The 19,971-nt window shown below is 48.8% G+C and carries 20 protein-coding genes; 15 read left to right on the forward strand and 5 right to left on the reverse strand.

All coding sequences use genetic code 11. The annotated features are described in order from the left end of the window. Positions 1-177: 177 nt before the first annotated feature. Positions 178-1,626: an ATP-binding protein gene (locus KB449_RS01495; RefSeq protein ID WP_282906662.1), complete on the forward strand. Its 1,449-nt coding sequence runs from the start codon at positions 178-180 to the stop codon at positions 1,624-1,626. A gap of 52 nt (positions 1,627-1,678) precedes the next feature. On the opposite strand, the gene KB449_RS01500 is transcribed toward KB449_RS01495, so the two are convergent. After that, on the reverse strand, positions 1,679-2,986 hold the full coding sequence (locus KB449_RS01500) for an amidohydrolase family protein (RefSeq protein ID WP_282906663.1): 1,308 nt from the start codon (positions 2,984-2,986) through the stop codon (positions 1,679-1,681). Between the two features lie 158 nt (positions 2,987-3,144). Here KB449_RS01500 and KB449_RS01505 point away from each other — a divergent pair, with 158 nt between their 5' ends. Next, complete coding sequence (locus KB449_RS01505) at positions 3,145-3,573, forward strand: MarR family winged helix-turn-helix transcriptional regulator (RefSeq protein WP_282906664.1); 429 nt, start codon at positions 3,145-3,147, stop codon at positions 3,571-3,573. 69 nt (positions 3,574-3,642) lie between these two features. On the opposite strand, the gene KB449_RS01510 is transcribed toward KB449_RS01505, so the two are convergent. Next, the gene (locus KB449_RS01510; RefSeq protein ID WP_282906665.1) at positions 3,643-4,305 is read right to left on the reverse strand and encodes a zf-HC2 domain-containing protein; all 663 of its coding nucleotides are present in this window, start codon (positions 4,303-4,305) and stop codon (positions 3,643-3,645) included. Continuing rightward, on the reverse strand, positions 4,290-4,790 hold the full coding sequence (locus KB449_RS01515; RefSeq protein ID WP_282906666.1) for an RNA polymerase sigma factor: 501 nt from the start codon (positions 4,788-4,790) through the stop codon (positions 4,290-4,292). Before KB449_RS01515 ends, KB449_RS01510 begins: the two co-directional genes overlap by 16 nt. Before the next feature lie 200 nt (positions 4,791-4,990). On the opposite strand from KB449_RS01515, the gene KB449_RS01520 reads away from it, so the two are divergent. From KB449_RS01520 to KB449_RS01565, 10 genes are all read left to right on the forward strand, one after another. Further along, complete coding sequence (locus KB449_RS01520) at positions 4,991-5,479, forward strand: DedA family protein (protein ID WP_282906667.1); 489 nt, start codon at positions 4,991-4,993, stop codon at positions 5,477-5,479. A gap of 11 nt (positions 5,480-5,490) precedes the next feature. Then, the gene (locus tag KB449_RS01525; protein WP_282906668.1) at positions 5,491-6,057 is read left to right on the forward strand and encodes a class I SAM-dependent methyltransferase; all 567 of its coding nucleotides are present in this window, start codon (positions 5,491-5,493) and stop codon (positions 6,055-6,057) included. A gap of 26 nt (positions 6,058-6,083) precedes the next feature. After that, on the forward strand, positions 6,084-6,770 hold the full coding sequence (locus KB449_RS01530) for a response regulator transcription factor (protein ID WP_282906669.1): 687 nt from the start codon (positions 6,084-6,086) through the stop codon (positions 6,768-6,770). Between the two features lie 109 nt (positions 6,771-6,879). Beyond that, complete coding sequence (locus tag KB449_RS01535) at positions 6,880-7,869, forward strand: HAMP domain-containing sensor histidine kinase (RefSeq protein WP_282906670.1); 990 nt, start codon at positions 6,880-6,882, stop codon at positions 7,867-7,869. Between the two features lie 95 nt (positions 7,870-7,964). Further along, a complete protein-coding gene (locus KB449_RS01540; protein ID WP_282906671.1) occupies positions 7,965-8,288 on the forward strand; it encodes a hypothetical protein in 324 nt (107 codons plus the stop codon). Positions 8,289-8,483: 195 nt separating this feature from the next. Beyond that, positions 8,484-9,050, forward strand: a complete 567-nt coding sequence (locus KB449_RS01545; RefSeq protein WP_282906672.1) for a helix-turn-helix domain-containing protein — start codon at positions 8,484-8,486, stop codon at positions 9,048-9,050. 543 nt (positions 9,051-9,593) lie between these two features. Beyond that, on the forward strand, positions 9,594-10,811 hold the full coding sequence (locus KB449_RS01550) for a CynX/NimT family MFS transporter (RefSeq protein WP_282906673.1): 1,218 nt from the start codon (positions 9,594-9,596) through the stop codon (positions 10,809-10,811). 169 nt (positions 10,812-10,980) lie between these two features. Beyond that, positions 10,981-11,565: an ATP-binding cassette domain-containing protein gene (locus KB449_RS01555; RefSeq protein WP_282906674.1), complete on the forward strand. Its 585-nt coding sequence runs from the start codon at positions 10,981-10,983 to the stop codon at positions 11,563-11,565. Continuing rightward, on the forward strand, positions 11,558-12,316 hold the full coding sequence (locus tag KB449_RS01560) for an ABC transporter permease (RefSeq protein ID WP_282906675.1): 759 nt from the start codon (positions 11,558-11,560) through the stop codon (positions 12,314-12,316). The genes KB449_RS01555 and KB449_RS01560 overlap by 8 nt, the downstream gene beginning before the upstream one ends. 177 nt (positions 12,317-12,493) lie before the next feature. Next, complete coding sequence (locus KB449_RS01565; protein WP_282906676.1) at positions 12,494-13,048, forward strand: dihydrofolate reductase family protein; 555 nt, start codon at positions 12,494-12,496, stop codon at positions 13,046-13,048. A gap of 173 nt (positions 13,049-13,221) precedes the next feature. On the opposite strand, the gene KB449_RS01570 is transcribed toward KB449_RS01565, so the two are convergent. Beyond that, positions 13,222-14,826 carry a response regulator gene (locus tag KB449_RS01570; protein WP_282906677.1) on the reverse strand — a complete coding sequence of 535 codons (1,605 nt, stop codon included), beginning with the start codon at positions 14,824-14,826 and terminating at the stop codon, positions 13,222-13,224. Further along, positions 14,826-16,616: a cache domain-containing sensor histidine kinase gene (locus KB449_RS01575; RefSeq protein ID WP_282906678.1), complete on the reverse strand. Its 1,791-nt coding sequence runs from the start codon at positions 16,614-16,616 to the stop codon at positions 14,826-14,828. The genes KB449_RS01570 and KB449_RS01575 overlap by 1 nt, the downstream gene beginning before the upstream one ends. 245 nt (positions 16,617-16,861) lie before the next feature. On the opposite strand from KB449_RS01575, the gene KB449_RS01580 reads away from it, so the two are divergent. The 3 genes from KB449_RS01580 to KB449_RS01590 all read left to right on the forward strand — a co-directional run bounded on the left by KB449_RS01580 (position 16,862) and on the right by KB449_RS01590 (position 19,971). After that, the gene (locus tag KB449_RS01580; protein WP_282906679.1) at positions 16,862-18,211 is read left to right on the forward strand and encodes an ABC transporter substrate-binding protein; all 1,350 of its coding nucleotides are present in this window, start codon (positions 16,862-16,864) and stop codon (positions 18,209-18,211) included. 62 nt (positions 18,212-18,273) lie between these two features. After that, a complete protein-coding gene (locus KB449_RS01585; protein WP_282906680.1) occupies positions 18,274-19,161 on the forward strand; it encodes a carbohydrate ABC transporter permease in 888 nt (295 codons plus the stop codon). Continuing rightward, positions 19,162-19,971 (forward strand): carbohydrate ABC transporter permease, encoded by an 810-nt coding sequence (locus KB449_RS01590; RefSeq protein WP_282906681.1) that lies wholly within the window; start codon positions 19,162-19,164, stop codon positions 19,969-19,971.

Raw genomic sequence — 19,971 nt, forward strand, 5'->3', positions numbered from 1 at the left:
TGGTGGCAGGAAATCTAGCTGTCTTTAAGAATTCATGCGCAAGATTGGTATGCCACGATGGATAACGGAGAACGTTAAATTGTAGATGGGAATAATGAAAATAGTCCTAAAAGTGTAAAGTATAATTTACACTTTTGTAGATAATAATTATAATAGAAGTAATCGGGGGTGATGAGGATGAAGGATTTGATTACCGACGAAAGTGTCTTGCAAGTGTTGCGGGGCTACAATAAGTGGTGGGAAATCGGCAAGGTGCCTAATGACTTCGCCAAGCCCGTAAAGCGATTTGCTTACTTCGACGCAAAACAAAGCTTTGAGCACACGTCGATTCGGCGGCATGTCATTTTAACCGGACCGCGCAGAGTCGGAAAATCAACGATCATGTATCAGACCATACAAGACATGTTGGACATAGGAATCCCATCTAAAAATATTCTTTATGTTTCTTTCGACCATCCGCTATTAAAAATGTCGGCCATGGACCGGATCTTGAAAATATATATTAATAATGTCGCCGTAGATGAGCATATTTATCTCTTTCTGGATGAAATTCAGTATGCCCAGGAGTGGAACGGGTGGTTGAAGACGATCTACGATAACTACCCTTCTTATCGGGTGATGGCAACCGGATCTGCAAGTCCGGTCTTAAGCGACAAAATGCCGGAAAGCGGCGTGGGGCGCTGGGTCCAGATTCGGATCCCAACCTTATCCTTTTATGAATATTTGGAGCTCCGCGGGATCGAAGTCCCTCTCCTTGAACAAAAAATCAAACCAACAGCTTTAAGCGAATTAAGCCAGAAAGAACTGGCCGGATTAATGGGAAGCCTGGAACCCCTGGAGCGTCATTTTCACAGGTATTTATTGATCGGCGGTTTTCCCGAAATTGCACAAACGGACGACCTGCCGTATGCCCAAAGGATTATTCGCGAAGACGTGGTCGATAAAGTGTTAAAGAGAGACATGGTATCTCTTTTTAATGTTAGGCATATCGACGAGCTTGAACGCGTATTTCTCTACCTATGCCTGACGACCGGAAATATCGTAGAAGCAACGACAATTGCCAACAACATGGACATCACGCGACCGACGGCATTAAAGTATCTGGATTTTCTCGAGTTGGCTAACCTCATCTATATGGGATATCCGGTCGATATGGCCGGGAAAAAAATACTGAAAGCAAAACCGAAAGTTTATCTGGCGGATGCGGCTATTCGGAATGCCGTCCTTCTGCAGGGCGAGGAAGTGCTGCAGGATCCCGATCAGATGGGCATGATCGTTGAATCTGCCGTATACAAACACATCAATACCTTCTACTATAACTTCAACCCCAGAATTGGATATTATAGAGATTCGAATTCACAAAAAGAAATCGATATTGTCGTTATGATGCCCAACTCTAAAATATTGATCGAGATTAAATATCGCGAGAATCCAAGGATTAAAGAGACGGAGGCTATTGTAGACTGGTCTAAAAAAGAGGGATCGTCGACGGCTTCTCTACTGGTGACGAAGCATGCCGGGGATTATGGGATGTTGGATCATGCGCCTATTATGAGAATCCCGGCGTTTGCGTTTTTATACCTGCTAGGTCATGCGGAAAAAACGCGGTTTAGAAAACCGGAATAGCAGCAGGGTACGCCTTAAAGTAGGGTACCCTGCCGCCGCAAAATGGTTGTTGTTATCGTTGCTGCACACCTTTAAACCATACGGCTTTAAGTGACAGGGTGTCCGAGATGTCAGTTGTCGGATCGCCGTCTACCAATACGAGATCGGCACGCGCACCTACGGCTATGCGGCCGCGATCGTGAAGACCGAACCGACGGGCCGGCTTCGAGGTAGCGGACTGCAGCGCTTCGATCGGCGTGAACCCGGCCTGAACCAGCAGCTGCAATTCGTGATGTACGCTGGCTCCATGAGCAAGTCCGCCTAAATTCGGAACGGGAACGGGGGCGACATCCGTCCCGACCAGAATGTCCACGCCGGCACGGTGAAGGTCCATCACGTTTTTAAAGCTATTCTCCAAGTTGCCTTGCGGGAAGGTATTGAAGCTGGCATTCAAAATATCGATCCAGTCCGGGCTTAACTTGGTGTGAACGCGATCGTCGTTCGCCAATTCCGCTGCCGGGTTCCCAAGAATGGACGAGTTCAATACCAGGCACGGCGTAACAAATGCGCCGGAATCGACAATGGCTTGCACGACCTCCGGCGTGTAAGCGGGCCTGTCGATAAACAGATGCCCCAAGCCGTCCACGCCAAGATCGATGGCGGTTTGCGACGAACGAGCGGTTAAGACGTGTGCGATGACGATTTTATCGAACTTATGGGCTTCATCAACGGCTGCTTTTAGAATCTCGTCGCTAAGTACAGGCAGGCCGGGGGCACCCATGACGGTTCCTTCTTCGATCATGATCTTTATATAATCGGCGCCATTTTCCACCTGGGCGCGCACATGCTTAATCGCTTCTTCCACATTCGTTACTTGCGGCACTTCTTCATGATCGTGCGCATAAGCCGCCAGCATCGCTTCCCGGTCTTCCTCCGACAGCTTCTCCAGTTCCTTTAATATGAATTCCGGAATTTCGCCATCATCGGGCAGCAACTCGTCCGGATGTCCTCCGGGAGCGGTGATTGCCATTCCGGCAGAACGGACATCCGCGACGTCATCGATATTTTTTAATTGGATCGCACGCCCTCTTTCCGTAAAGTCGCCGTTCATTTCGAGCTCTGTCGTCACGCCGAAAAGCAGCGCATCGCGTAATCCGCCGATGGAAGTGTGGACATGCGCATCGATCAAGCCAGGCAGCAAGGTTGCGCCCTCAGCGTCGATGATCGTTGCATCGACCGGAATTTCCCCGCCCACCTCAATAATGGTTCCCCCTTTGAGGACAACGCTCCTTGATTCGATCACTTTTTCGCCATCGAAAATACGCGCATTCGTAATCGCCGTGACTTTTTCTACAGTTGAACTTTGGACTTCATGGTTCATTTGGTGGTTCCTCCTTGGCGTTATCATTTGGAATACTTCGCAGTATAATTGTTAGATATCTAACTGTCAATAAACTAATTATTGTTTGACACGGTCTCTGGTTCTCGATATAGTTTAATTACTTACAGTTAGCTTTCTAACAGTACGGGGGGACGACTATGAAGCCTCGCAAGGAGACGCCTTATCTGGATTTGTTTCAGCTTATTGGCCTTAAATTAAAGAAAAAAGCGGATGAAAGCATAAAAGAGTTGGGATTAAACGCCCAACAAGGAAAAATAATCGGCTATATTTACGAGAAGCAAGACAAGGATTTAATTCAGAGGGATCTTGCGGATCGGTTCCATCTGCGCGGGGCCAGCATTACGAGCATGCTTCAAGGTCTTGAGCAAAGAGGATATATCGAGCGGAAAATCCCGGCTAATAATGAACGGCAAAAGAACATTTATGTATTGCCGAAGGCCGTTGAATTGATCGAGGAATTCAATGAATCCTTCCAAAAGGTGGAGGATGAGATCGTTCAAGTCCTTTCGGAAGAGGAAAAGCAAACTTTAAAGGACTTGCTCATCAAAATCAATGAACGCTTATAAGAAAGAATGGCAGCCGATCACAGGATCGTCTGCCATTTTTGGTTGAACGAGTGGGCAAATAGCGGAGCATTATCGTCCGAGATAACGCTGATACGCTTCTTCTTGTTCGGCGGTTGCTGTGGGAATTGTCATCCCCTTTTCCCAGATCGTGATCCGGTCGTCCTTGTTGATTCCTTCGAAGTAAATGCCGGTCTTCTCCAGATTCGTGTCCGCGTTCTTGGTCGACAACCAGTTCTCAGGCAAGGTTATCATACTTGCTTTCTCCTTGGAAAACAGCTGCCGATGCTCGTAAATCCGGTAGATCTGCGTGTGTTTGTTGCCATGCGTAGTTACGCGGCTTACAAAGCCCTTTATATTCGCGGTGACGCGATAGTGGATCGTACCGTCCTGCGTCTGATACACTTCGGTAATTTTCGCCTCGCTCGCGGGTACGGGGAAGTCTCGCGTTCCGAACAGGTAATAAGCGCCGATCAAGAGCGCGGCGACGATCGCGACGCTGACGCTTGCGATGAGCCACTGTCTGCGCTTTATTTTTTTCATGAAGTTGATTTGCTTAGGCGGAGCCGCTTTAATGCCGTGGGTATCCCGCGTCATTTGCTCCAACGTTCTCCTGCATTCTCCGCAGCCCGCCAGATGTTCTTGAATGGACTTGTTCGTCGACTCGCTGGTGAGGCCCTCGATATAGTTGGGCAGCAGATCTTGCACGATCTCGCAATTCAATCTCGGTTCCATTCGGATCTTCCTTTCGTCATTTTTTGTTTGCCGCGATAGAAGGTGACCCGCGCCCAGTTCTCGCTCTGGCCCAGAATGTCGCCGATCTCGGCAAAGCTCAGCTCGCCGGAGAGGCGCAGGTACATAACTTCTTTGGTCTTTGCGTCCAATTGATGGAGCGCCCGGAACATGGCGAGCTTCTCTTCATTATGCAAAACGTCCTTTTCCGGATCTCGGCCTGCGGGAAGAGGCGCCTCCAGCTCATCCAGGGAGACGGAAGGCTTCCGCTTATTTTTGTTCAGCTCCTTATACCACGCCCGCTTGGCGATCTGGCACAGCCATACGGACAGCTTGCATTCTCCGCGGAATTGGTGAATGGTCTTCATCGCTTGATAGAACGTCTCCTGCGTCAGCTCTTCCGACAGATCGGCGTTCTGCGTGATGCTATATAAATATCGATAAACGGTTTGCGCGTAGTTCTCGTATAGCTGCTCCATACTCTCCATCGATTCACCTCCCACTACATAAGTATCGGTTATAGGGATTTCGTTACGATATTTTTGAAATAAAATGCTTTCTGCATTTTTCTATATCCGAACCTTCAGAATTCCTTCAGAAAATTCTCAGGTAGAAACTAAGTAATTTTTCTTAAACTGATTTTGTCCTGCCAAGGGACGTGACGGATTACGCGGAGAGGAGAACGGACATGGACCAAATGATGTCATTGGTGAGCCAGTACGGTTATATCGTGCTTTTTTTAGCTTTTTGTTTGGGGCCATTTGGCATTCCGGTTCCAAGCGAGGTGACGCTGATCGCCGCCGGATTGATGACCGCACACGGGTTATTGCATCCCATTTATACGTTCGTATCCATGCTGCTGGGCATTACATCCGCGGTGACGATCGGGTACTGGGCCGGCAGGCTGGCCAGGAAATACGGGATTCTCAATAAATGGAGCCGTTACAAAGGCTACCGGAAAGCGGAGCAATTTTACGTCAGGCACAATGGGACTGCCTTGGCTGTCGGCTATTGCATTCCGATCGTTCGCTACTTCGTTACTGTTCTGGCCGGGGTGAACGGCGTGTCTTTTAAACGGATCGTCTTCGTTTCCTATCCGAGCGCCATCGTATGGATCGGAACGATCTATGGGATCGGCTGCATTTGCGGAAATCAAATCATTCGAATTTTCCAATGAGGGGTGAGCGCATGTTTAAGAACCATTCGCTGCTTTTCTTCAAGAAGTTTGTTCATAATCCCAAATATGTCGGCAGCATGATTCCAAGTTCGCGTTATTTGGCGAACCGCATGGTTGCGGCGGCGGCGTGGGAGAAGGCTGACCATATTGTTGAGATCGGCGCAGGCACCGGTGCGATTACTCGCGTCATTGCACAGCGTGTGCGGCCTGACAGTAAGGTGGTTTTGTTTGAGAAGGAGAAGGAGATGGGGGAACGGCTTCAAGAAGATTTTCCCCGGTTCGTCCGGGAAAGTAATGCATTGCGTTTAGTTGCCGAACTAAATAAGCACAATATACGAAGCGTCGACTACATTTTCAGCGGGTTACCCTTTTATAACTTTTCTCCGGTTATGCGGCTCCAACTCATTCAGCAATGCAAAGAAGCGCTTAAGCCGGGAGGGAAATTGATCGCTTTTCAATATTCTCTGCAAATGAAAAAGCTTCTTGCGGCGCATTTTGAAATTGAAAGCATCTCCATTGTACCCTTGAATTTTCCCCCGGCGTTTGTTTATGTTTGTAGGAAGACGGAAAAACATTAATCTTTTCATTTGAAGGTGAAAATAAGATGAGCGTAATCCTAGTCGTTGACGACGATACGGAGATCAGGGACGTGATCCATGTTTACTTGCGAAACGAAGGCCACGCAGTCCTTGAAGCCGGCGACGGCGTGGCTGCGCTTGAAGCGCTCGTTCAACATCAAGTAGACCTGATCATCTTGGATGTCATGATGCCCCGAATGGACGGCATAAAAGCATGTATGCGCATTCGGGAACAATATTCGATTCCGATCATTATGCTTTCCGCCAAAGAAGGCGATATGGATAAGATCATGGGACTAACGACGGGAGCCGATGATTATATAACAAAGCCGTTTAATCCGATGGAGCTGATCGCTCGCGTGAAGGCGCAGTTAAGACGGCAGAAAATGCTCGTCGCGAGGGACGGTGCACACGGTCAAATCGCCATCAGAGAGCTCGTGGTCGACGCTGCCAAGCACTTTGTATCGATCCGAGGCCAACAAGTCATGCTTACGCCGCTTGAGTTTTCCATTCTTAACAAGCTGGCATCCAGCCCGGGACAAGTATTTAGCGCGGATGCGATCTATGAATCGGTATGGAAAGAGCGAGCCGGCTATTCGGACAATACGGTCATGGTCCATATTCGCAATCTACGGGAGAAGCTTGAGATCAACCCGCGGAAACCGGAGTACATCAAGACGGTATGGGGTGTTGGCTATAAAATGGATAACTAGGCGTTTCAAATTCAGGCGCAGCGTACGGTACTCCTTTCTTGGGGCCATGCTTCTGACGGTTGTGTTATCTTATCTATTCAGTTTGTACGTTACTGGATGGATCGGGCAATTGATCGATTCGACAACGTCAAAAGGAAAGCTGGGATATATTCCGTATTTAATCGCCGCTTCGCTAACCGTGTTCATTATGAGTTTTCTTCTGTTCTTCTATCTGCTAACGAGGCGTATCATTAAATACTTTTCTGTTCTGTCAAAAGGACTCGATCTGATCTCCCAAGGCAATCTGGAATACCGGGTTCCCGTCGTTCGCGAAGACGAGCTGGGCGCGCTGGCCAAAAATATGAATAAAATGGCCGAGCAGCTCGCAGCGCAAAAGGTGAAGGAAAAAGAAGCGGAAGAATCTAAAATGAACCTGATTACGGGCGTGTCTCATGATCTTCGTACGCCGCTGACGAGCATGATCGGCTATTTGGATTTACTGCAAAAAAGATCCTATTTGGACGAAAATGAATATAATCGGTTTGTAAACAATGCATCCAGCAAAGCTCAGCAGTTGAAAAGGCTCATTGACGATCTTTTTATATACACCCGGTTAACTTCCGGTGATATCACATTCTCGGAGCAAAAAGCGGATATGCGCGAGCTGCTGCAACAGGTATTGTTTGAGTTTGTGCCGATCGCCGAAGAAAATCATGCAGCCGTTCATACGCACGTCAAGGTTGAAAAGGCACCGGTTCATATCGACCCTGAGCAAGTCGCTCGGATCCTGGACAACCTCCTGATGAATGCGCTGAAGTACGCGACCATGCCGAAAATAATCGATATACACCTGTCCTCCGACCACACATCCGTTTATTTGACTATAGAGAACGAAGGAGAGCGGATTACCCAAGAGCAGCAAGCCAAGCTTTTTGATCGTTTTTATAAGGTCGACCCTATGGAGCATGAATCCCACCTTCAAGTAGGCGCCGGCTTAGGTCTTGCCATTGCAAGACAGCTTGCAGAACGCCAGGGCGGCCGCCTTACTTTTGCGTATAGCGAAGGGAATTATGCGTTTACGTTAGAGCTGCCTTTGTTTACATTGGATTCGTTAACCTGAATGCAGGACAGCAGGATCTATCGCTCGCAGACTACCAGTTAGCGAGATCATGGATAGATCAAGCCTTGCGCTAAAAAAACCTAAGGAGGTTCAGAATGGTAAAAGTACTGAACGGATTGGCCGTATTTTTTATCGTCGTAGGGATTGTCTCGGGGATCATCCTTGGAAACGACGGTGCCGACGGATTTCGTTGGGGAGCAGCCTTGACTTGGTGGGTCAGCGGCATCGTTACCGGAATTCTGTTTTTTGCGGTCGCCATAATTCTGGATTATGTCGAAGACACGAATGCCCGGGTACGAAATCTGGAGTACGAGCTCATTCTAAAAAACGCGTCTCGTCCTGCACCGACGAACAGAGGAAACGCCAAAGCCGATTTAAACAAGCTGCGCGGATTGCGGCTGGGTAACCCCGAGGATTAGACAGGCAAGCAAGCGGCACTTCGCCGGCATTGAGCGATATCGCGAGCGGTTCGACGACGATAAACGGTCCTGTTGCACGGCGACCTGCATCACGGCAACATCCTTCGCCATGGCGAAGGGCAGTGGGCCGTATGGAAAAGGCGACGGATAAACCCTATACTAGCTGTAACTGTTTTTTGTTGAGGTGAATATCGAATGGATGAAGTCGATGATTCCAAGCAAATGGTATTGCAAATCGGCGGCGCCTTGAAGAAGTACAGAAAAGAAAACAATATGAGTTTAGACGACTTAGCAGCGTTAACGGGCGTAAGCAAGCTCACGCTGGGGAACATCGAACGCGGCGAGACCAATCCAACCTTGGGGATCATCTGGAAGATTTCGAAAGGCATATCTTTGCCGCTCTTTTCTTTGTTTAAATCTGAACCATCCGTAAGTTTGTATCGAGCGGGCGAAGGAATGCGGTTTTCGAACGATCAGAAAAATTGGACCATCGAACCTTTCTTCAAAAACGCAAGCAGCGATATTGAAATGTGCCGGGCTTATTTGCAGCCCAACAGCTCGTATCACCCCGAGGGTCATCATGTGAACACGACTGAGATAGCGACCGTCATGACCGGTTCCGTTGAAATTCAGGTCGATGGCGAGGCTTATACGCTGAATCAATACGATACGATTAGTTTCCGTGCGGATTGCCCGCATTCTTATACTAATCATACGGATCGCGAAGCGGTGCTTCATATAGCCTTAAAGTATGGTTTTTGAATATACGGAGAGCCCCATCGTACAAACATCTTCTTATACAACGCCAGATTCCGCGTACGGAATCAGCGTTGTATTTTTTTATTTGTACATGAGAAAGTAAAAATGTTGGCGGCGATTCGTAGGCATGTAAGCGCACATTCGGTATGCCGGATCATTTCGGTGGCTTGCGGGACCCATAACTGCATTTATACATGTATTTTCTGCCGACCAATGGTACCTGATGAAATACCTGCAAATATGCAGGTAATTCAAAGTATAAGGCGGGAATTCGCCTGACGGAGTAAAATAACTGCGCTTTTGCATCTATTCTGTCCAAAAGGGCCAACATCGGCGGAAATAGATGCATATTTGCAGGCGTTGCAGCGATAGAACGCCTCTGCCAACGATAGACCCACCCATCGGAATGTTTTTATATATTTTAAAATATTTATTGTTAAAAATAATATACTATAATATACTTTTCTTGTTCGCGCGGACGAAGACTCATTGTTCTTAAATGGGGAAGAAACAAACATGTGTTTGATCAGGAAGGAGACATGGACATTGTCGGACAAACCAATTAAAATAGCGGCCGCCCCCTCCACTATAGGAGTGCTTATACTCGGCATCATCGTTATTGCAGCTAATTTGCGTGCCCCTTTAACCTCGGTCGGTCCTTTGGCAAGTCTCATAAAGGATGAGGTTCATCTTTCAAATACACTGGCAGGGTTGATAACGACGGTACCGTTGCTTGCCTTTGCCCTGTTATCGCCGCTGGTACCCAAATTAGGGCGAAGGTATGGGTTTGAACGCATGATTTTAATCGCCCTGATTTTTCTGACTGTCGGAATTGTCGTACGTTCGTTCTCCGGTGCTGCCGGTCTGTATATGGGAACTGCCATTCTTGGATTCGCAATCGCCGTTTGTAATGTATTATTGCCGAGTTTAATCAAGCGGGACTTCCCTGGAAAGATTGGCTCCATGACGGGTGTTTATGCCATTGCGATGAACTTGTGCGGAGCGATTGCATCGGGGATCAGCGTGCCGCTTGCCGCGAACGCAGGGCTGAATTGGCAGGGCGCATTGGGGATATGGGGGATATTGAGCTTTGTATCCATTCTCAGCTGGTTGCCCCAATTAAGAAATCAAGCCAAGCACGCAACTTCGACGAGACAACCGACGGCCGGCCACCATGTGAATGTTTGGCGTTCCCCCCTTGCCTGGCAAGTAACCTTGTTCATGGGGATACAGTCGATGGTTTTTTATGTGCTGATTGCCTGGTTGCCTGAAATATTAATACAGCTAGGCATTGACGCAAGTCAATCCGGCTGGTACCTCTCCATCATGCAGCTAGCCGTGCTGCCGTTCACGTTTATTGTTCCCGTCATGGCCGGGCGGATGTCCAGCCAACGTTCGCTCGTCATCATCACAACCCTTTTGCTGCTGACGGGAACGCTTGGATTGCGCTATGGAAGCTCCGCAATCGTTTTGTTATGGATTATCATCCTTGGCATCGGCGTAGGCTTCGCCTTCAGTTTGTCCATGATGTTCTTCAGTTTGCGTACGGAGCATGCCCATCATGCGGCGGAATTGTCCGGCATGGCACAAGCCGTCGGATATCTGCTGGCCGCCATCGGTCCCGCGCTCATCGGATATTTGCATGATGCGACAAATAGCTGGAATCCGCCGCTTTTCATCTTGCTGGGCGCTTCAGTCTTGCTGTTCATCGTCGGCATGGGGGCAGCGAGAAACCGTTTTGTAAGTGTGAAAGAAGTGGCATAGATTTGGGGACACAGCCTGCCAGCTTGCCGCGAGTACGAAATTCACGAGTGGGATAACACGACGATAACGGCAAGGAATCCGCCTTTGGCTGGTACAGGGCGGATTCCTTTTTGGAATGTACGCAAATCCTTACACCCAAAAGGTGATGGGGATGGGGAACAAGGAGAGCATGGAGGAATCGCTGGAACAAGCCGGTTTGCTGGACGCCCGCAACAAAAGAGTGAAAAATTTTTCGCTGGGCATGAAGCAGCGTCTTGGCATCGCCCGGGCCTTGCTCCACCATCCGGAATTGCTTATTCTCGACGAACCGACAAACGGACTGGACCCGGCCGGAATCAAGGAAGTGCGGCAGTTAATTATTGACTTGGCCTCCAAGCGGAATATTGCCGTGCTCGTATCAAGCCATATCTTAAGCGAGGTCCAGCAGATGGCGACGAAGCTGGGCATCGTGCATCGCGGAAAGCTGGTTGAGGAGATCGAGCAGCAGGATCTGCAGATGAAAAACAGGCATTGCGTCGAATTTAAAGTGAGCAACGAGCGCGAGGCGGTCATGCTGTTAGAACAAAAAATGGACATTCGCGATTACTCCGTTCCCGAACCGGGGGTTATACGGGTGTTCGAACAGTTATCGGAGTCGGCCGCCATCAATCGAATGCTGGTTGAGAACCGGATCGAGGTTGCGGAAATCACGATGCTGCGCGAAACCTTGGAAGATTACTTCCTAAGCTTGACGGGGGGCGAACGCAGTGCTTAACGTTTTCTATGCCGAGATATTGAAATTAAAACGCACCCAGCTCCTGTGGCTGACGCTCTTCGGCGGCATGCTGCCGGCCGTATTATCGATATTCGGGCAATCAAAGAACTTGAATTGGAACGAGCTTTTGATCAACAATTCTCTGTTCCTCAATGTCATGATCGCGCCGTTGCTGCTCTCGCTGCTCGCAGGCTTTGTTGTCGTTCGGGAATACGGCGATAATACGATTAACCAGCTTTTCGTATACCCGCATCATCGTGTGAAGATCCTGATCGGCAAGATGATCATCATTCTGTTCTTATCGACGGCAATCTTTGTGTTGAATTATGCTTTGACCTTGGCTGCGGGCAGCATCATGAGCGAACAGCGGCTTTCAGAAGCGTTATTCTGGAAGTTCACCCGCGCAAATGCATGGATGTTGGCGTTCCAAGCGCTGCTTATCCCGGTTACGATGACGGTAGGGATCATAGGCAAAAGCTTCATTCCGCCCATTGTGCTGGGAATCGTAGCCGTTCTCATCAATATGATGGGAATGCAAGGGGTTGAAGACCATATTGCCGGGCACGTTACCTTTGTCAGTTATATCCCTTTCGGCTCCATGATCGTACACTTACTGGATATTATGAAAGCGAATGTCCCCGATGATATATACCGCATCCATGCACTCTATCCTCAGGCAGCCGTCTTCTTGTTGTTTTTTCTCTTCAATGTATTCTACTATACGAAATCCGAGGTCCATAGCGGTTCTTGAACGTAATGGATCAGGTATCAATAAAAAGGAGCAGCTGCCGCGCGGATGACGATCGCCGGTATGCCGACTGCGTTGGAGGGAGGTGTTCATTGGCGCTGCACTGGAATTGTAATATGACACAAGATGACATATATAAGCCTTATAATGGGAGGCAGATGAACGAAAGGGGTGATGTTTGTGAAACGAAAGATCATACTGGATTTGGCCGTTACGCTGGACGGTTTTATTGAAGGGAAAAACGGCGAAGTCGATTGGTGCATCATGGATGCGGAGATGGGATTCGATCGGTTTTTGAATCAGATCGACACGATTTTTTACGGAAGAAAAAGCTATGAGTTATGGGGACAATTCACGCCGGATCAGGAATCCGGAGAGGCCGAAAAACAATTTTGGGAATTAGTCCATCGCAAAGAGAAATACGTGTTTTCCAGGACGCAGAAGGGAACCGATCATAATGCCGTCTTCATCAACGACAATCTCCTTGAAGAAGTCGATCGGATCAAGAATAAGCCTGGCAAAGATATCTGGCTGTATGGCGGAGCGAGTCTGATTACGACTTTTATCCGTTTAGGACTGGTCGATGAATTTAGATTATCCGTTCACCCGGTCGTATTGGGAGAAGGGAAGCCGCTGTTCGTCGATGTCCGGCAGCGGTTGAATTTAAAATTGGTGGATACAAAATCGTTCTCCTCGGGCGTTGTGCAATTGATTTACCGGCTTAACGAAAAATAATCGGAATTTAAAGCGTTAAAAGCGGTAGTCACAAGACTTGTTTCCCGGTCTTCGGCTGCCGCTTTTCGTTCGGTTTAAAGCTTAGGACCGATATGGGAGATCCTTAACTTTGTCTCGATCCTATGCTGGTTAACCCAATTAAGAAATCGTCAACCCAAGCAAGCAGCGACGATTTACCTATTCTTATACTCGCTGGGCGTGAAGCCCGTCCTCTTCTTGAACACCTTATAGAAATACTTCACGTTGCTGAAGCCTACCATTCCAGCCGTCGCTATGACGTTGTGCTCGCCCGCCCGAAGCAGCTCCTTGGCTTTCTCGATGCGATAATTGCTTACGTAGTCTACGAAGTTTTCGTTCATCTCTTTCTTGAAGATGTTGCTGAAGTATGTCGGCGTGAGGTGAATGTGTTCGGCTACGGACTCCAGGGATAGTTCATTGGCGTAGTTGTCATGGATATATCTGCGGGCTTTCTCGACGATTCGTTTATTTCCCTTATCTCTAGCTTGCTGCAAAGCCTTGAAGCTAACATTTAACGTATCGTGGAACCATTCGATAATCTCATCGATATGCGTGCATTGATTGACTTCTTCATATAGCGTGAGCTCGTCGCCCAATAACGCCATCGGCTCGACATCCAGACGTTCAAGTATTTTATGAAGCAAGATAATGATCTGGAAATTCAGTTTCAACAAGCTGGCCCTGTCCACATAATCAAGCGAGAAGAACGGGGTATACAGTTCCTTGACAATGTTCATGGCCGTCTCTTGCTCGCCTTTCTCGAGCGCCGAGAGCATCTCTTGCTCGATCTGGAAGCTGAGCACTTTGAATTTATCGCGTCGAACGTTGGGATTGTCGAAGGGAATGACGCAATTTCCTCCCCGAATCAGGCGCTGCGACAGCGCGCTGTGGGAGGTTTCGTAAGAACGAATCAAATGGAGGAAATCGGCCGTCGTTGTACCGACTCCAATCGTTACTTCATGCTGAAGAAACTTCAACACGCTGTCTTTGATTTCAATGCAAGGCTTCATGAGGGGGGATATCTCGGCGTTAGATTCTTCATCGGGAAAGTTGACAAGCAAACCAAGCCCTTCCTCCAAATCGAATGCGAACGAGGAGAAGCCGTGATTCATGAAGATTTCGCCGGCAATATTCTCAATGCCGTATTTGATCAGGGACATTTCGTTCGGCGAGAAGCGTTCGATCAGTACGACGTACCGATCCAGACTGATGCTGAGCACGCAGAACGCGCGGTGCGCGAAGCTGATCTCCAACTCCTGAAGCCGATGCCGCAAGTAGTTCTCTGGGTTCGATCTCTGAGTTACGAGCTCTCTGACGAAGCGGCGCCTCATCGAGGAGACGCCTTGGTTCATCTTGATCTTCATGAGCAGGTTGGATTCATGAAAGCGATCTTGCTGTTGCAGCTTCTCCTTCGACTTATGAATTACGATCTGAAGCTGCCCAGCGGATACGGGCTTGAGTAAGTAGGACAGAGCGCCAAGATCCAACGCGGTTTGAACGTATTCGAACAAGTCATACCCGCTCAACAAGACGAATAGCGTTTCGTCGTTCATCTGTTTTAATGTCTTCAACAGCTCGATGCCGTCCATTCTCGGCATTCGAATGTCGGCGATAATCAAATCGGGGCGATGGTGCGCGATTAGCTGCAAGGCCTCGACGCCGTCTTCGGCTTGCTCGATGTCGCTATAGCCCAGGCCTTCCAAGCTTTGAATCACCGAATCTCTGACAAGGGCTTCATCGTCGACGACGAGTATTTTCATTAGCGATCTCCTCCCGGCAGGGTTAGGGTAAGGGACGGCTTGTCCGAAGCTTCGGCGGGCAGCGTAATCTTGACGACCGTCTCCGAGCGATTGTTTATGAATAGCTTCAGTCCGTACTGGCTCCCGTAAGTCAGCTTGATTCTGGCGTTCACATTGAAGATACCCATATGTTCGGAATAGGGATTGGTGGTGAAGTCCCCGTTCCATTCCAGGGATTGGTTAATGCGCTGCAGCTTGTCTGCCTCTATCCCTGCGCCGTTATCGACAATGTAGACGAAGAACATATCCTTGGAGGATTTCGCGGTTATTCTAAGCGTTCCTTTCCCTTCTTTGGGATCCAGGCCATGAATGAAGGCGTTCTCGATCAAGGGCTGAAGGGATAGCCGAACGATGCCGTACGACAGAACGTCATCGTCGATATCGTAGCTCACCTGGTACCTGTCGGCGAACCGGCATTTCTGGATATAGATATACTTCTTGACATGCTCAAGTTCTTCCGAGAAGGAGACGATGTATTTGCCCTTGCTCAGACTGTATCTGAACATGGCGGACAGGCTCTTGATCATGGTGGCGGACTTGGCGAAGTCCCGCTTATCGATAACGGATAAGATCGAAGTCAGCGTGTTGAACAGAAAATGCGGATTAATCTGGCTTTGGAGCACATCCAGCTCGGCTTGCTTCTTCAACAGGCCGATCTGGTAGTTCTGCTGGATCAAACTCTCGATGTTCTGGACCATTACGTTAAAGGCGACGCCGATCTGGCTGAGCTCGTCCTCTCCCCTGATGGCAACCCGCGTGCTGAAGTCTCCTTTGGACAGCTTCCTCAAGGAGAAGAGGAGCTTCTTCAACGGGCTAGTGACGACGTGCGAGAAGTACAGGGAGAGCACGAAAGCGAACAGGATGAGGACGGTCAATAATACCAAGTTGATATCGCGCAGAAACAAGTTTTTTTCCTTCAACTCCGACAAGGGAATAGCGGAGATGACCTTCCATTGATACTTCTCGGAACCGCTGAAGTTGACTAGCCATTCGCGAGATTCGATGCCGAGCTTGAAGGATCCGGAGATATTCGCATGGGCACGTTCGATCAGTTTGTCGTAATAAGCCGGAGAAAGCGTCGCGTCAGAATAAATGACCGCGCCGCTGTTGCCTACGACCATGAAGTGTTGATTATTCTCCCACTCGATCGCGGAGACGATATTGGAGAATTGGGATATTTCCTGATCGAACACGATAATGCCCGCGGGCTGACTCGTTTGCAGATTAATAATCGAGCGCGAGATGGAAATGACGGATTTATTGTTCGGAGAGCCTGCATCGATGAATTTATTGAGGTGCGGTTCCATGATCAGGGGCATGCCTTTCAGGCCCATCGTCTCCGCGACCCACGGTTCTTCTTTAACGTTGTATAGATTGATTGCATTGCCTTGTTTGCCGGAATAGTAAAGGACGCTTCCGTCCGTAGACAGAAGCGTTATCGCGTATAGATTTTCATTGCTTTGAAGCAGGCTATTCAAATAATTGGACACTCTGCTGTAAGTGGACAGATACTCCGTGCTCATGCTTTCGTCGGTGAGAGACAGCACATGGATGATGTCGTCCAGGTTGGAATAGATCGCCATCGACTGGCGCGTCAAATTCGCCAGATTCTCTTCCATGGTTTTGACGATCTGCTGATTGATCCGCCCTTGATAGTTGGTATAGTCTCTCTCCAGCCTCGCCGTGGACATGGTGTACGAGATGCCGCCGAACAAGATAATCGGCAAGGAGGTTACGGCGACGTAGATCATAAACAGCTTGCTTTTGACGCTTTTACGAATGAGCTTGACGATCGTTATCGCCCCCTGTCTACGATCGGTAGACTTACTCTACCATCCACATTTGCGAATAAGCAATACGGGCAATAGGAAAGCCTCGATTGCATAAAAAAGTGTACCTTTTTTTAATTTTTGATCACTTCTCGCCTATAGCCGATGACTTTATATTGGAGATGCGAGGACAAGAATTTAAATCGACAGAAGAGGGTGGAAGTAACATGAGAAAGTCATGGTTAAGTTTCCTAAGCTTCGCTTTATTGGCGTTACTTATTTCCGGATGCGGGGCGAACGGGAACAACGAAGCGAGCCCGTCCGCGCAGCCTAGCGGAGAGGCGAGCCAGCCGGCGCAATCAAGCGGCGCCGAAGCGGAGGAAGTTACGCTTAAGTATGCCTCGTGGATGTCGAAGGGCGAGGATAAGCCGACGCTCGATGCATTCATGCAAGCGAACCCGAACATCAAGATCGCGGATGAAGTAATTGACGGCAAGCAGTACAGCCAGTTGATTCAGACTCGGATTCTATCGGAAGATGCGCCTGATGTCTACTTGTTGCCTTTCGACCAATATACGAAATACGCGAAGGAAGGGCATCTGCTCGACCTGACCGACGAGCCTGGCATGAAGTTGATGATCGACAATCCGTTGGTTGACGAGGCTTTCAAGATCGATGGCAAAAGATACGGGTTCATGGTGAACTCCGGCGCGCCGATCAATCCGATCTATTACAACAAGAAAATTTTCGAAAAGTATAATCTCGCTCCGCCGACGAATGCCGAAGAATTCCTGAAAGTCAGCGAAACGCTCAAAGCGAATAACGTCGAGCCGCTCGTATTTGGCGCGAAGGATGCCTGGACGCTGTCGGGTACGCTCTTTACGGCCATGTTCCGGTCGTATGCATTGCCTAAAGCCAATAACGATATCTTCTATTCGTTGGCTACGGGCAGCGCAAAGCCGTCGGAGCTCATCGATTATCCGCTCTCCTTCATCGCCGAGCTGACGCAAAAAGGGTACATCTCCAAAGCATCGTCCACGCTGACCTATGACCAGTCCGTACAGTACTTCGCGGACGGCAAAGCGGCAATGCTGCCGCAGGGCACATGGGTTCCGACGTTGGATCCGATCGTTAACGCGAATAAGGACGTATTCGAATTGGGTGCTTTCGTTCCGCCCGTTCCGGAAGTGGACGGCAAGAAACACGCGCTCAGCAACGGAGATCGGATTCTCGTTATCTCCTCTAAGACCAAGAACGTGGAAGCGGCCAAGAAACTGTTCAACTTCTTCGTCGAACCGGCGAATTTGCGGGCGTACATCGAAGCGCAATCCTTGTTCACGGTGTTGAAGGGACTGGATTTCAAGACGGCTCCGGTGCTCCAGGATTTTGTCAATAGCTTCGCGTCCGATAGCTTCGCGGTCACGATCGGCAGCAAATCCGCGTTGACCCCGGCCTTTAATAAAGAAGTGGATATCGCGCTGCAGAATATTCTGGTCGGCTCGACGGTGAGCAAAGAATTGAAACGGTTGGATGAGGAATTCGAGAAGACGAAAAGCCAGATGGTCATTAAGGAATAACAAGAACGGGGGAGGCGGAGTTGTATTTATCCGCCTCCTCATCAAATGAATGGAGCAAAGAGATGATTACCAAACGCGCAAAACGAGATTTTATATCGGCCTGTCTCTTTTTGGTCCCGGCGTTATGTTTGTTTCTAACCTTCAAGTACTATCCGCTGATGATGACTTTATATTATTCGTTCACGAATTGGGATGGATTCAGCAAGGCATTCGAATATGTGAGTTTCGATAACTTCTTGAACATCTTCCATGAAAGCAAAATTTACGGCGCCTTCATGAATACGATCTACTTCGCGGTAATCAGTATATTGGTCGGTACCGCGGTACAGCTGGGATTGGCCATTATCTTAATTAATAAGCTGAAGGGCAATCGTTTTTTTAGAACGATTTTATATATGCCTTCCGTAATCAGCTCGTTAATCATTAGCCTGACGTGGATCTCGTTCTTTCAATATAACGGCATTATTAACCGGGTGCTCGAATCAGTCGGTCTGGATATGCTCATTCGCAATTGGCTGGCCGACGCCGACATTACGATTAACGTGCTAGCGGCCATTAATATATGGCAGTGGGCCGGATACGGAATGATTATCTATATTACGGGCTTGCAGAGCATCCCGACTGAAGTGAAAGAAGCTGCCGCGTTGGACGGTGCGACGGGCTGGAGCAAATTCATGCGGATTACGCTCCCGCTTATTATGCCTGCGGTTACGGTCAATATGTTCATCTCGATAACGGGCGCCCTTAAGGTGTTCGAGCTTCCTTTCATACTCACCGGAGGGGGTCCGATGAACTCGACGAACACCGTTACCATGCAAATCTACAACACGGCATTCCTTTCCAACCAGTTCGGGTACGCGAGCAGTATCGGCCTGACATTCTTCCTATTCATCGCTATTCTGACCCTTATTCAATTGAGAATAACGAGAAGGATGGAGGTGGAGTACTAGATGATTCGGAAATTCCAGTATTTCGTGTTGTATGTCGCCGTTGCGGTCATCTCCATTCCGGTGCTTAACATCGTGCTAAGCAGCTTTAAGACCAACGAAGAGATCAACCGCGTATTCACGTTGCCTTCGTCGTTGCAGTTCGATAATTATCGCCGCGTGTTCGAATCTTCGGAGATTCCCCTCAATATTCTCAATTCTCTTGGTATTACCGGCAGCGCGATTCTGATCGCGATCTTCTTGACTTCGATGGCATCCTATACGTTGGCGAGAAGATACGAAGCATTCTTTCAACTGATCTATCTGCTGTTCATCAGCGCGGCCATGATTCCGGTCGCCGCGAATTTGGTGCCGTTGTATGTCCTGATCAACAAGCTGGGGCTCGTCGATACCCGAACGGCCATCGTGCTGATCAGCGCGGCAAGCGCGATTCCGATGGGGATTCTGCTGTATACGGGATTTATCAAGGGCATACCCAAGAGCTTGGAGGAATCGGCCAGCATAGACGGATACGGAAAAATAAGCATGTTCTTCAAGATCATCTTTCCCTTGCTGAAGCCAGTGACGGTTACTTACGCGGTCATCTCTTCCATAAGCGTATGGAATGACTTCCTCATGCCGCTGCTCTTCCTGCGGACTGAATCGAAGAAGACGATTACGCTGGCCGTGTACGCGTTCACGAGCGAATACGTCAATGATTGGGGAGCCATCTACGCGCTTCTGACCATTGCTTTTATAATACCGGTGCTGTTCTTCATCTTGAACCAGAAGCACTTTTACAACGGGATGACGGACGGCGCGGTAAAAATGTAG

Origin of the sequence: Cohnella hashimotonis, from assembly GCF_030014955.1 — a bacterium.
GTDB classification, from domain to species: domain Bacteria; phylum Bacillota; class Bacilli; order Paenibacillales; family Paenibacillaceae; genus Cohnella; species Cohnella hashimotonis.